This is a genomic window from Pseudomonas sp. CFBP2511, assembly GCF_030209255.1.
GTDB classification, from domain to species: domain Bacteria; phylum Pseudomonadota; class Gammaproteobacteria; order Pseudomonadales; family Pseudomonadaceae; genus Aquipseudomonas; species Aquipseudomonas avellanae.
This window is the reverse complement of the sequence record NZ_JARVSI010000001.1, coordinates 178399-190533: the sequence shown is the minus strand read 5'-3', so window position 1 is coordinate 190533 and position 12135 is coordinate 178399. Positions and strand designations below refer to the sequence as shown.

The 12135-nt window shown below is 59.2% G+C and carries 11 protein-coding genes; 2 read left to right on the top strand and 9 right to left on the bottom strand.

Annotated elements, in window-relative coordinates; all coding sequences use genetic code 11:
- Positions 1 to 133: 133 nt before the first annotated feature.
- Entirely contained in the window at positions 134 to 2215 is a 2082-nt protein-coding gene (locus tag QRN38_RS00850) for a carboxy terminal-processing peptidase (RefSeq protein ID WP_174518569.1), read from the bottom strand.
- Between the two features lie 138 nt (positions 2216 to 2353).
- On the opposite strand from QRN38_RS00850, the gene QRN38_RS00845 reads away from it, so the two are divergent.
- Entirely contained in the window at positions 2354 to 3316 is a 963-nt protein-coding gene (locus QRN38_RS00845; protein ID WP_005770462.1) for an NAD(P)H-quinone oxidoreductase, read from the top strand.
- Positions 3317 to 3334: 18 nt separating this feature from the next.
- Here the strand turns inward: QRN38_RS00845 and QRN38_RS00840 are convergent, their stop codons facing one another.
- From QRN38_RS00840 to QRN38_RS00815, 6 genes are all read right to left on the bottom strand, one after another.
- Complete coding sequence (locus QRN38_RS00840) at positions 3335 to 3988, bottom strand: HAD family hydrolase (protein WP_003382736.1); 654 nt, start codon at positions 3986 to 3988, stop codon at positions 3335 to 3337.
- Positions 3989 to 4062: 74 nt separating this feature from the next.
- Complete coding sequence (locus tag QRN38_RS00835) at positions 4063 to 5052, bottom strand: ABC transporter ATP-binding protein (protein WP_005770464.1); 990 nt, start codon at positions 5050 to 5052, stop codon at positions 4063 to 4065.
- Position 5053: 1 nt separating this feature from the next.
- The gene (locus QRN38_RS00830) at positions 5054 to 5851 is read right to left on the bottom strand and encodes an ABC transporter permease (RefSeq protein WP_005770465.1); all 798 of its coding nucleotides are present in this window, start codon (positions 5849 to 5851) and stop codon (positions 5054 to 5056) included.
- Positions 5838 to 6680, bottom strand: a complete 843-nt coding sequence (locus tag QRN38_RS00825) for an ABC transporter permease (RefSeq protein WP_007245814.1) — start codon at positions 6678 to 6680, stop codon at positions 5838 to 5840. Before QRN38_RS00825 ends, QRN38_RS00830 begins: the two co-directional genes overlap by 14 nt.
- Positions 6677 to 7483 carry an alkaline phosphatase family protein gene (locus tag QRN38_RS00820; protein ID WP_005770470.1) on the bottom strand — a complete coding sequence of 269 codons (807 nt, stop codon included), beginning with the start codon at positions 7481 to 7483 and terminating at the stop codon, positions 6677 to 6679. Before QRN38_RS00820 ends, QRN38_RS00825 begins: the two co-directional genes overlap by 4 nt.
- 78 nt (positions 7484 to 7561) lie before the next feature.
- The gene (locus QRN38_RS00815) at positions 7562 to 8629 is read right to left on the bottom strand and encodes an ABC transporter substrate-binding protein (RefSeq protein WP_005770471.1); all 1068 of its coding nucleotides are present in this window, start codon (positions 8627 to 8629) and stop codon (positions 7562 to 7564) included.
- 357 nt (positions 8630 to 8986) lie between these two features.
- Between QRN38_RS00815 and QRN38_RS00810 the strand changes: the two genes are divergently transcribed.
- On the top strand, positions 8987 to 9706 hold the full coding sequence (locus QRN38_RS00810; RefSeq protein ID WP_005770472.1) for a UTRA domain-containing protein: 720 nt from the start codon (positions 8987 to 8989) through the stop codon (positions 9704 to 9706).
- Between the two features lie 57 nt (positions 9707 to 9763).
- On the opposite strand, the gene QRN38_RS00805 is transcribed toward QRN38_RS00810, so the two are convergent.
- Positions 9764 to 11053 (bottom strand): M18 family aminopeptidase, encoded by a 1290-nt coding sequence (locus tag QRN38_RS00805; RefSeq protein WP_007245816.1) that lies wholly within the window; start codon positions 11051 to 11053, stop codon positions 9764 to 9766.
- Positions 11054 to 11424: 371 nt separating this feature from the next.
- A complete protein-coding gene (locus tag QRN38_RS00800) occupies positions 11425 to 12060 on the bottom strand; it encodes an RluA family pseudouridine synthase (protein WP_005770474.1) in 636 nt (211 codons plus the stop codon).
- Between the last annotated feature and the right edge of the window lie 75 nt (positions 12061 to 12135).

The following is a 12135-nucleotide window of genomic DNA, read 5'->3' as shown; positions in this document are numbered from 1 at the left end:
GGTCGTCTCTGTGGGGTAATAAAGCGTCGTGCAATAAAAAGGGCTGAGCGCTTTCGCGTTCAGCCCCGTATTTCACGACAGCTTCATGACTGTTTGATGACCTTGACGCTAAATAGCCATCAATGAACCCGCCTTATTTTTTCGCGACCGCAGCGCTCAACCCCAGGTAGTCGATCAGAATACGCCCGGTCTCTGCCAGGTAGGCATCGTCCTCGGGCTTGGTCTTCTCGTCTTCGACAGGCAGCGCGTCTTCGTCTTCCTTTTTCAGCTCTTTGAGCGGCTCTTCACCCTTGGCCTTGCGGCGAGTGTTTTCCAGCGCCAGTTGCTTGCCTTCGATGGACGCGTGCTCGGCGCGGCGGTCGGCTTCATTGAGGCTGACGGTCTTCTCGTTCATCAGCTTCTTGGCCAGTGCAAGGCGATCTTCGATGAACACGAACTCGGCGTCTTTCGACGAGCGTGCTTCATGACGTGACTGCAACTGCGCCAGGAACGGCTTGAACGGATCGATCGCCGGCTTGATGGCCGGTTTGATGCTGTCCCATGGCATGGCCTCGGGCAGCGCACTCTCACCAATTTCCTTGGTGTCGATCAGCGACGGGTAAGTGATGTCCGGTACCACGCCCTGATGCTGGGTGCTCTGGCCGGAAACGCGGTAGAACTTGGCCAGGGTCAGCTTCAGTTCGCCGTGATTAAGCGGCTGAATGGTCTGCACGGTGCCTTTGCCGAAGGTCTGGCCACCGATCACCAGCGCGCGGTGGTAGTCCTGCATGGCACCCGCGAAAATCTCCGAAGCCGACGCCGACAAGCGGTTGACCAGCAATGCCATCGGGCCTTTGTAGAACGCGCCCTTGGCTTCATCTTCCAGCACATCGACCTTGCCGTCTGCGTTACGCACCAGCACGGTCGGACCTTTGTCGATGAACAGGCTGGTCAGCTCGGTCGCTTCCTGCAACGAGCCGCCACCGTTGTTGCGCAGATCCAGGACCACGCCGTCGACCTTCTCGGTCTGCAGTTCGGTCAGCAGTTTCTTCACGTCGCGGGTGGTGCTCTTGTATTCCGGATCGCCTGCACGGTAGGCCTTGAAGTCCAGATAGAACGCGGGAATGTCGATGACGCCGAGCTTGTAGTCCTTGCCATCCTGTTTGAGGTGCAGAATCGACTTCTTGGCCGCCTGCTCTTCAAGTTTCACCGCTTCACGGGTGATGGCCACGATTTTACTGGTCTGGTCATTCGGTGCATTGCTGGCCGGGATGATCTCCAGGCGCACCACGGAGCCTTTCGGACCGCGGATCAACTTGACCACTTCGTCCAGGCGCCAGCCGATCACATCGACCATTTCCTTGTCGCCCTGGGCAACGGCGACGATCTTGTCGGCGGGGGCGACCTGCTTGGTCTTGGCCGCCGGACCTGCCGGCACCAGACGCACGATTTTCACGTTGTCGTTATCGCTCTGCAACACAGCACCGATGCCTTCCAGCGACAGGCTCATGTTGATGTCGAAGTTCTCCGCGCTGTCCGGTGACAGGTAGTTGGTATGCGGGTCGTAAGACATGGCAAAGGTATTGATGTAAGCCTGAAAGATATCTTCGGCGCGGGTCTGGTTCAGGCGCGCCTGCTGATTCTTGTAGCGTTTGGTCAGGGTTTCCTGAATCTTCGCGGGGTCTTTGCCGGCGATCTTCAGGCGCAGGACTTCATCCTTGATGCGCTTGCGCCACAGTTCGTCTAGCTCGGCCGTGTCCTTGGGCCATGCGGCGTCCTTGCGGTCCACCAGCAGGGTTTCCTTGGTATTGAAGTCGAGCTTGTCGACGCCTTTGCTCAATTCAGCCAGCGCGAAGTCCAGACGCGCCTTGATGCGGTCCAGGTAGCGCTTGTAGATGGTGAAGCCCGGGTTCAGGTCGCCACTTTTCAGAAAGTCATCGAACTGGAACTGCCACTTGTCGAATTCGGCAATATCGCTGGCCATGAAATAGCTGCGCGAGGGGTCCAGTTGCTTGATGTAGCTTTGATAAATAATGGCCGAACGCTTGTCGTCCAGGGGCGGCTTGCTGTAGTGATGTCGCTTGAGCAGCTCAACGACGTTGAGGCTGGCAATCACTTCGTCGCGATCCGGCTGAAGGTTATCCCAGCTGTTGGCGGCAAAAGTACTGGCTGACATCGGCAATACGCCAAGGCCGACAAACAGTGCGAGGGCAGTGCTGGGGAGTAGTTGCTTCATGCTGATTCGACGCGAGGACAATTGATAACGCATATTAGGCCGTCTGTGAGGTCGCCGGTTCCGTTGGACCCGGCCGCATAATGCAAAAGCCCGGGCAAAACAGCCACGGGCTCAGTCTGGACTCACTATGGAGGCACCGTGAAGGCATTGCAAGGCGTTGAAGGACATGTGGAATGGGTCGAGGAGCCAAGTCCGGCCCTTGATGTGGGGCAGGTACGTATCAAAGTGGCTGCGGCGGGTTTGAATCGGGCCGATCTTTTACAGCGTGCGGGGATGTATCCGCCGCCGCCGGGCGTCACCGCGACGCTGGGCCTGGAGTGTTCGGGGGTGATCGCCGAAGTCGGTCCGGGCACCTCGTGGCTGGTCGGTGACCGCGTCTGCGCGCTGTTGGCGGGCGGTGCGATGGCCGAGGAAGTGGTGGTTGACGGGCGGCATGTTCTGCCGGTGCCGGAAGGTCTGTCACTGCACGAAGCTGCCGCGATTCCCGAGGTGTACGCAACGGCATGGCTGAACCTGTTTCAGCTCGCCGGTTTGAAGCCGGGTGAAAAAGTATTGTTGCACGCGGGCGCAAGTGGGGTTGGTTCAGCCGGTATTCAGCTTTGCAAAGCGTTCGGCAACCCGGTCTGGGTCAGCGTCGGCTCGACCGAGCGTCTGGCCTATTGCGTCGAACTGGGTGCGCAGGGCGGTGTGGTGCGCAGCGAAAGCCTTGAGGGCCTGAACGATTTTGCACCGTTCAACGTCATCCTTGACCCGGTCGGCGCCAATTACGCCGAGCTCAACGTCAAGCTGCTGGCTCTGGACGGCCGTTGGGTGCTGATTGGCATCATGAGCGGGCGTGAGGCCAAAGTGGACTTGGCGCATGTGCTGGGCAAGCGCATCCAGTTGATGGGCTCGACGTTGCGCAGTCGCGATGAGACGTTCAAGGCCGATCTGATCAGCGATCTGGGTCAGCACGTCTGGCCGCTGTTCACCGAAGGCCGCTTAAAGCCGCAACTGGCAAAATCCTTTGCGATCAAGGATGCCGAAGCGGCGTTCGAGGAACTGGCGACCAACAAGGTGTCCGGCAAGATCGTGCTGGTAATTGACGAAAGCCTGGTCTGATTCAGAGACGCGCCTGATTCAGACCCAGGTGTGCACCGGCCAGCCAGCCTGCTGTGCATGTTCCAGCAAGACAGGATCAGGGTTGACCACATTGGGGTGGTCAACCTTGAGCAGCAGCGGCAGGTCATTGCGCGAATCCGAATAGAAGCTTGCGCCCTCGAGGTTTTCCCCTTCGGCATCCAGCCATTCCATCAGCCGCGTGATCTTCCCTTCCCGGTAGGTCAGCACGCCGACTGTGGCACCGCTGTACACGCCATGTTGCACGTCCAGTTCGATACCCAGCACTTCGTCGATCCCCAGTCGTTCTGCGATGGGTTTTACCAGGTGCACACCTGACGCCGAGATCACCAGAATCCGGTCGCCTTTGGCGCGATGCTGAGCAATACATTTGCAGGCGTCGCTGTAGATGATCGGTTCGATGACATCCTCGACCCACGGGCCGACCAGATGATCGACTTCTTCCGGCGTACGACCCGCCATAGGCTCCAGGCTGAAGGCCATGAACTCTTCCATCGCCAGTTTGCCAGCGCTGTAGGCGTCCATCAGTTCGTGGTTGCGCTGCATGAACGATTCGGGGTCGACCCAGCCCAGGCGACCCATCTGCTCGCTCCAGAGCGTAGCGCAGTCGCCACCGATCAGGGTTTCGTCGAGGTCGAAAATTGCCAGGGGCATGTGTGCTTATCCTCAATATTTGTTAGATCAGCTTCAAGCTTCAAGCTGCAAGTGAAGCCAGGCGTTAGGTGCTGTCAGTTCAGAACGCACAGCGCCGAGGGCTCGATGTTCAGCGTAACGCGTCGGCCGTCCGGGTGCAGGTCTTCGGCGCTGCGGTTGAGTACGTCGACCACCAGGTCCACGCCACGCGCCTGTATCCGGTAGCGGATGACGTTGCCGAGCAGACTGTGACTGCGAACCTGGCCTTCCAGTTCGCCGGTCAGGCTCAATTGGATCGATTCAGGGCGGATCGCGATGCGGCTGGCAATCGGGCGCTGCATCAGGCGCGTGGCGTCTTCGGCTTCCAGCAGGTTGTAGTTGCCGATGAAACCGGCGGCAAACACGTCGACCGGCGCGGTGTAGAGGGTTTCTGCATCGCCGCTCTGTACGATCCGGCCCTGGTTCATCAGAAAGATGCGGTCAGACATGGTCAGCGCTTCCTCCTGATCGTGGGTCACGAAAATGGTCGTCAGGCCTAATTCGCGCTGAATGGCACGTATCTGTTCGCGCAGCAGCTTGCGGATCCGCGCGTCCAGCGCCGACAGCGGTTCATCGAGCAGCAGCAGGCGCGGGCGGGTAACCAGTGAACGCGCCAGGGCCACGCGTTGGCATTGCCCGCCGGACAGTTGATGCGGGTAGCGCTTGGCGAAATCATGCAGCTCGACCATCCGCAAGATCTCGGCGACGCGCCGTTCACTGTCGTCTGCGCTGACTTTCTGCATGCGCAGGCCGAACGCGACGTTCTGCTCCACGGTCATGTTGGGGAACAGCGCGTAACTCTGGAACACCATGCCGATATTGCGTTTTTGCGGCGTGAGCGGCACCAGGTCATTGCCATCGAGCAGAATGCGCCCGCTATTGACCGGCGTCAGCCCGGCAATGCAGCGTAGCAAGGTGGATTTACCACAGCCCGACGGGCCAAGCAGGGTGACAAACTCGCCTTTAGCGATGCGGCAGTTGATGTCGCTGAACACTGACGTGCTGGCGTAGCTTTTCTGCAGGTTTTCAATGCTGACAAAACTCATCTCAGTCTTTGTCCTTGTTCAGTCGATTGGCGGCCCAGGTCAGCACCAGCACGAAGAGGAAATAAGAGATCACCAGCGCGCTGTTGAAGTGACCGCTGCTGTTGCGCATGTTGTTCAGGTACACCTGCAGGGTTTCGTAGCGGGTGCCGACCAGCAGGTTGGCGAACACGAACTCGCCGAACAGAAAGGAGAACGACAACAGCAATGCAACCATCAGGCCTTTGCGCAAGTTGGGCAGCACCACCAGAAACGCCGCTTGCCAGGTACTGGCCCCGAGCAGTTGGGCGGCGTCCATCAGGTCGGTCAGGTTGATGGCCTGCAGGTTATTGGTGATGGCGCGGTACATGAAGGGCAGGGCAACGGTGAAATAGCAGCCGATCAGAATCCACGGCGTGCCGACCATGGCCATCGGCCCTGAGCCGTAGAGTTGCAGCAAGCCTACCGACGACACCACCGGTGGTACCGCAAACGGCAGCAGAATCAGGATGTTCATCAGCCCGTCGAGGCGCGGAAAGTAGTAGTGCACCACGAACAGCAGCGGCAGTATCAGCACCACCGACAGGATCAACGCACCGACGCAAACCAGCAACGACTGGCCGAATGCTGCCAGAAAACGCGGGTCGCTCCACAGCGCCACGTACCACTTGAAGGTCAGGCCGCTGGGCAGAATGGTCGCCGACCAACTGGTGGAAATCGAGTACAGAAAGGTCCCGGCCAGCGGCAGCAACAGGATCAGGAACAACAGGTAAACCACGGACTTGTGGTAAATGCCCGCGGGCCTTCGTTCAGCGCGAGACATGGTAGCTCCTCTTCAACAGCCACTGATGGATCACCGTCACCAGGGTCATGAGCCCGACCAGAATCATCGCCAGGGCGCTGGCCATGTTCGGGTCCAGAGTAATATCGCCTGCCACCATCGCGGCAATGCGGATCGGCAGCACGTTGAAGTTGCCGGTGGTCAGGGCATATACCGTGGCGTAGGCGCCCAGCGCATTGGCCAGCAGAATCACAAACGTGCCGAGCAGCGCCGGGGTCAATACCGGCAGGCCAATGTAGCGCCAGAACTGATAACTGCTGGCCCCCAACAGCGCCGCCGACTCGTTCCAGTCCTCGCGCACGGCATCGAATGCCGGGTAGAGCAGCAGCACGCCAAGCGGGATCTGAAAGTAGGTGTAAAGGATGATCAGCCCGGTCTTGGAATACAGGTTGAAGTCATCGATGATTCCGGTCTGCTTGAGGATCAGGGTCAGTGCGCCGTTGAAGCCCAGCAGGATAATGAAGGCAAATGCCAGTGGAACGCCGGCAAAGTTGCTGGTCATGTTGGCGAACGAGTTGACGAAGTCGCGCAGCCGCGAGTCCACCTTGCGCAGCGAATAGGCGCCCAGCACGGAGATGATGATGCCGAACAGGCTCGACCAGAAGCTGATCTCCAGGCTGTACTGGATCGCCTGACGGTAGAACTTCGAGCTGAACGCCCTGGTGAAGTTTTCCCAGCCCCAGCCGGCATCGCTTTGCAGGCTGTGGATCGCCACCCAGAGCAGCGGCGCTATCTGAAATACGATGAAAAACACGGCAAAGGGCAGCAGGCACAACAGCCCCAGCCATTTGCCTCGGGAAAATCGGGTCAATTGAGCATCTCCCGGCAGACCGGTTTATCGTGAGGTACACCGAGCAGTTCGCAGATCGTGCCGCACAGGTCAGTCTGGCGCGGCGCTGCATCGACATTCAGGCTGAACGCATCACCCAGCACGAACAGCGGCACTTCGCGTTCTTCCGGCAGCAGGCCGTTATGCGAGCGGTCATTGTTCATGCCGTGGTCGGCGGTCACCAGCACTTGATAACCGGCGTCCAGCCAGCGTTGCAGGTAGTCAGCCAGAATGATGTCGGCGTTGCGGGCGGTGTTGCGGTATTGCGCAGTGTCGAGACCGTGCTTGTGCCCGGCGTCGTCGATATTCATGGGGTGGATCAACAGAAAATTCGGCGCGTGTTTCAGCCGCAGGCTTTCGGCGTCGGCGAACAGGTGCGAGTCCGGGTAGTGATCGGCCCAGTAGAACAGACCATGCTGAATCGGCAGGTCGGGTGCGTCGGTGTGGCGGTCGCGTGCCGTGTCGAACGGCGTGCGGTTGTACAGTTCGCTGACCCAGTGATAAGCCGCCGCTGCGGTGCTCAGCCCGGCGTCGCGGGCATAGTGAAAGATGCTGCGTTCGCGGGACAGGCGCGAGACGTTGTTATGCACGATACCGCTGTCGATAGGCGCGACCCCGGTCAATATGCATTCATACAGCGGGCGGGAGAGGGCGGGCAACTCGCACTCCAGTTTGTACAGCGCTGCCCGGCCGGCATCATGCCAGGCCTGAAGATGGCCCATCGCGTGGCGCGCCACGTCGTAGTTGAGGCCATCGAGCACGATCAGGATGACGTTGTGTTTCATGGGCGACTCGCTTAGGCAAAACGGGCGAGACTCGCTCGCCCGGTGGACACGACTTCATCCTTGAGTCGCAGTGGAGGATCAGTTCATCTCGATGATGACTTGTTCGTTCCACTTCTGAGGCAGGGCCTTGGAAGTCTTTTCCCAGGCTGCTGCATCTTTGATCGGTGTTACGTTCTTGTACTGTTCGTGCGGCAGCAACTTGGCTTGTACGTCTTCAGGCAGCTTGATGTGCTCGGCACGAATCGGGCGTGCATGACCACGGGCCAGGTTGATCTGACCGGCATCGCTGAAGGTGTATTCACGGGCCAGTTTGGCGGCGTTCGGGTGCTTGGCGTATTTGTTGATGATGGTGGTGTAACCGGAAATCACCGAACCGTCCGACGGGATCAGCACCACGTAGTCATCCGGTTTGGCCATCTTGGCCCGGTAGCTCAGGCCGTTGAAGTCCCAGACCACGCCGACTTCGATTTCGCCTTTTTCGATGGTCTGAATGGTCGGGTTGGCCAGCGACAGGCGTTTCTGCTTGGCCAGATCGGTGAACAGTGCCAAGCCTGGCTCTATGTTGCTTTCATCGCCTTTCATGGCGAAAGAAGCGGCCAGCACGCCGTTTGCGGCTTGCGCGGCGGTGCTCACGTCACCAATCGAGACTTTGTATTTGCCGGTTTTCAGGTCAGCCCAGCTTTTTGGAATTTCAGAGCCGTGCAGCAGGTTCTTGTTGACGATAAAGGCGATGGTGCCAGTGTAGGCCAGCGCCCAGTGGCCTTCCTTGTCCTTGGCCCAGTCCGGAATCTGCTCCCAGGTGGTTGGCTTGTAGGGTTGGGTCACACCTTTTGCGGTCGCTATGGGACCGAACGCAGCGCCGACGTCGCCGATGTCACCGCTGGCGTTGTCTTTCTCAGCCTCGAACTTGGCGATCTCCTGGGCCGAACTCATGTCTGTGTCCATGTGCTTGAGGCCGTATTTGGCTTCCAGGTCTTTCCAGATGCCGCCCCAGTTCGCCCAGTCATCCGGCATGCCGAGGCTGTTGACCGCGCCTTCGGCCTTGGCCGCCGCTTCCAGCGTTTTAAGATCTGTGTCCGCAGCCATGACCAAAGAACTCATTGCCATGGCTGAACCGAGGAGTGATGCCAACAAAAGATGTTTCATTCGGAGCTCCTAGTGCACTTCATTTTTGCCAGAAGTGTTCGTTGCGGATTGTTTGGTCTAGATCAGCAATACCTGAGCCAACTTAGGCCTGTTGCATGACATTTTCGTGTCGGATGCAGTAGGGAAGGACCTTTTTCATGCGGCTAAGGGTTGCCTGGCGCTAAGCGTAGACCATGGGCAAGTGCTTGCTTTGCAGGGCTTTGAGAGCAATTTTCAGCGCAGTTGGCATGGTTCGTGATTCGTTCTGTCACACGACAGTCATCTGGCCAGCCTAGGCTTGCGGCGATGGAGTCAAGGGCGGTTGTCGCACTGATGTGTGCTCCGCAAGAGGGCTGGTCTAGTCCAGGCAGGTACAGAATGCGCGAAGATGTGCCACGAGCGGTAACGACGATCTGCAGTGCCTTGCAGGAGCAGATCGAACATGGCCTGTTGCCGCACGGCAGCAAACTGCCTGCCGAGCGCAAGCTCAGTGAGGTGTTCGACACCACCCGCATCACCCTGCGCGAGGCCCTCCTGCAACTGGAGGCTCAGGGGCTGATCTATCGGGAAGAACGTCGCGGCTGGTTCATCTCGCCGCCGCGTCTGGCCTATGACCTGATTCGGCGCAGTCATTTTCACGCGATGGTCTGCGCGCAGGGAAGGGTGGCGCACACTCAGTTGCTGTCGGCGCGTCTGCAACCGGCTTCAGCGATGATCTGCGAAATGCTGGAGCTGCCTGCACTGTCGAGCGTGATTCAGATCTGCCGCGCCCGGCGTATCGATCAGCGGCTGGTGCTCTACGTCGAGCATTACCTGAGGCCGGAATTATTCCCCGGTATCCTTGATCACGACCTGAACGAGTCTCTTACCGAGCTATATGCCCGCTGTTATGACGTGCATTACGGGCAGGTACGTTTTGATGTGGTGCCGACCGCGTTGCATGCCGACGCGGCTGCCGCCCTGAAGGTTTCGCTTGGCAGCCCGGGCCTGCGCATTGCACGTGTCAATTATGATCGCAAAGATCGGTTGATCGACTGTGACCTCGAATACTGGCGTCATGATGCTATTCATGTGCGCGCGATGGTCCGAGACAACTGAAACAGGCGTTGCGGGCACCTGATGTCGCCCGCAACTCAGGTGTTTCAACGTTGCGGGTTATGGCAGCTCGTGACTGGCATAGAACGCGCCCAGCACTTTGACCAGATGCGCCAGATCATGACTGCCGGCCAGCTCGCGGATCGAGTGCATGGCGAACGTCGGCAAGCCGATGTCTACCGTGCGAATACCCAGATGACTGGCAGTGATCGGTCCGATGGTCGAGCCGCAACCCATGTCGCTGCGCACCACGAAGCTTTGTACCGGGACTTCTTCGGCCATGCACAGGTGACGGAAGAAACCGGCGGTTTCGCTGTTGGTGGCGTAACGCTGGTTGCTGTTGACCTTGATCACCGGCCCGGCGTTGAGCTTGGGACCATGATTGGCGTCGTGCTTGTCAGCGTAGTTGGGATGAATGCCGTGGGCGTTATCGGCCGAGATCAGCAGCGACTTCTGAATCGTGCGCACGTAATCTTCGCTGCTTGGCAACAGGCGCTGAACGATCTGCTCGAGCATCGCACCGTCTGCGCCACAAGCGGAAGACGAGCCGACCTCTTCGTGATCGGTGCACACCAGCAGGGCGGTTTCGTCGCTCTCGGTGTTGAGCAGTGCCTGCATCCCGGCGAAGCACGACAGCAGATTGTCCAGACGAGCGCCCGCCAGGAAATCACCGTTGAGGCCGACCACCGCTGCGCTCTGAGTGTCGTAGAAGCTCAACTCGTAATCGAGCACCACATCGGCGTTCAGGCCATGTTCGCGTGCCAGTTGGTCCGTCAGCAGGGCGCGGAAGTCTGCGCGCTCATCACCAGCCACCTGCGCAAGAATCGGCGGCAGTTCGTTCTGCGGATTGATCGCCCAGCCTTCGTTGGCCGTACGGTTCAGGTGGATGGCCAGATTGGGAATGACCGCAATTGGCAGCTTGAAGTCGATCAGCTGGCTTTCAACCTTGCCATCGCGACGGAACGTGACACGCCCGGCCAGCGACAGGTCGCGGTCGAACCACGGTGCCAGCAGCGCACCGCCGTAGACTTCGACACCCAGTTGCCAGAAGCCCTGGCGTTGCAATTCCGGCTGCGGCTTGACCCGCAGGCACGGGCTGTCGGTGTGCGCGCCGACCATACGGATGCCGCCGGTCAATGGCGACTGGCGACCCATTCTGATGGCGACAATGGAAGAATCGTTACGGGTAACGTAATAGCGGCCGCCGGTCTCGATGGCCCAGGTGTCGCGTTCGTCCAGACGCTGAAAACCCGCGGCTTCGAAGTGTTGCACAAGGGTGGCGGTGGCATGAAAAGGGGTAGGTGAGGCCTTGAGGAAATCGATGAGGCCTTTGTTCAACTCGTCGCGCATAAATAGCTCCAGACAGCAATGGCGCGAGTTTACCGCATTGGCTCATTTGCTGCCTTGGGTTGCGTTCGTCGTTATGCACGCGTCTCGATGATCCCGGAAAACGGAGCGGGGATTTTGCTGACTTTGATCCTTCAAAGTCAGTCGCCGAGGGGCGAAAAGGTGACTTGAGTCTTATTGAAATCTACCTGACATCGCAGAACCCTTGTGTGACGCGGAGCGCCACAAAGAGGACGCAGAGCGTCGGTACGATAATCAGTCAGATTTGCGTATAAAGATGAGCGTTGGAGTGCGCGGGACGAGAGGTGACTGGGCCGAACGCTTACCTTGTGAGCGCGTTTGCATGAGAGCCAGTCCGGGTGTTTAGCAACCCCTCAAAACGGCGCGGGGCATTCAAACGTCAAGCGTTCGCCAGTCCCAGGATGCGTAAAGCTCAGCATGCTGGCATGCAGGCACAGGCGTGGATACGCGGCCAGCGCCTCGGGATGTGCATACAGGCCATCGCCCAGCAGCGGATGCCCGATCGACAACATGTGCACACGCAATTGATGCGAGCGGCCGGTAATCGGCGTGAGTTCCACCCGGCAATGACTGTCATGCCGCTCTACAACCTTCCAGAACGTCAACGCGTGCTTGCCTGCTTCGTGATCCACCACATGTCGCGGCTTGGTCGGTGGGTCGTAACGCAACGGCAAGTCTATGCTGCCGCTGTCCAGCGACGGCTGGCCCCAGCACAGCGCTGTATAGGCTTTCTCGGTTTCGCGATCGTGAAACTGACGCGACAGTTCGCGATGCGTGTCAGCATCACGGGCCAGCAGGATGATGCCGGACGTTTCCCAGTCCAGACGATGGACAATTCGGGCTTCGGGGTAGCCGTTTTCCTGCAGGCGGGTAATCAGGCAATCCTTGTTGTCATCGGCGCGGCCGGGGACGGAAAGCAGCAGGGTAGGCTTATCGATCACCAGAACGGCAGCGTCCTGATGAATGATGCGGATGTTCGACAACGGCATGCAACGGCCTCGAAGCGCTAGAAACGCCAACGGCGGTAAAGGCGCAGCCCCATGAGGAGTGCACCGATACCGCCG

What these genes read in the sequence shown, in the direction of transcription:
- QRN38_RS00850 (WP_174518569.1), bottom strand. Translation starts at nt 2,215, where the DNA reads ATGAAGCAACTACTCCCCAGCACTGCCCTCGCACTGTTTGTCGGCCTT.
- QRN38_RS00840 (WP_003382736.1), bottom strand. Translation starts at nt 3,988, where the DNA reads ATGCCCCTGGCAATTTTCGACCTCGACGAAACCCTGATCGGTGGCGAC.
- QRN38_RS00835 (WP_005770464.1), bottom strand. Translation starts at nt 5,052, where the DNA reads ATGAGTTTTGTCAGCATTGAAAACCTGCAGAAAAGCTACGCCAGCACG.
- QRN38_RS00830 (WP_005770465.1), bottom strand. Translation starts at nt 5,851, where the DNA reads ATGTCTCGCGCTGAACGAAGGCCCGCGGGCATTTACCACAAGTCCGTG.
- QRN38_RS00820 (WP_005770470.1), bottom strand. Translation starts at nt 7,483, where the DNA reads ATGAAACACAACGTCATCCTGATCGTGCTCGATGGCCTCAACTACGAC.
- QRN38_RS00815 (WP_005770471.1), bottom strand. Translation starts at nt 8,629, where the DNA reads ATGAAACATCTTTTGTTGGCATCACTCCTCGGTTCAGCCATGGCAATG.
- QRN38_RS00810 (WP_005770472.1), top strand. Translation starts at nt 8,987, where the DNA reads ATGCGCGAAGATGTGCCACGAGCGGTAACGACGATCTGCAGTGCCTTG.
- QRN38_RS00805 (WP_007245816.1), bottom strand. Translation starts at nt 11,053, where the DNA reads ATGCGCGACGAGTTGAACAAAGGCCTCATCGATTTCCTCAAGGCCTCA.
- QRN38_RS00800 (WP_005770474.1), bottom strand. Translation starts at nt 12,060, where the DNA reads ATGCCGTTGTCGAACATCCGCATCATTCATCAGGACGCTGCCGTTCTG.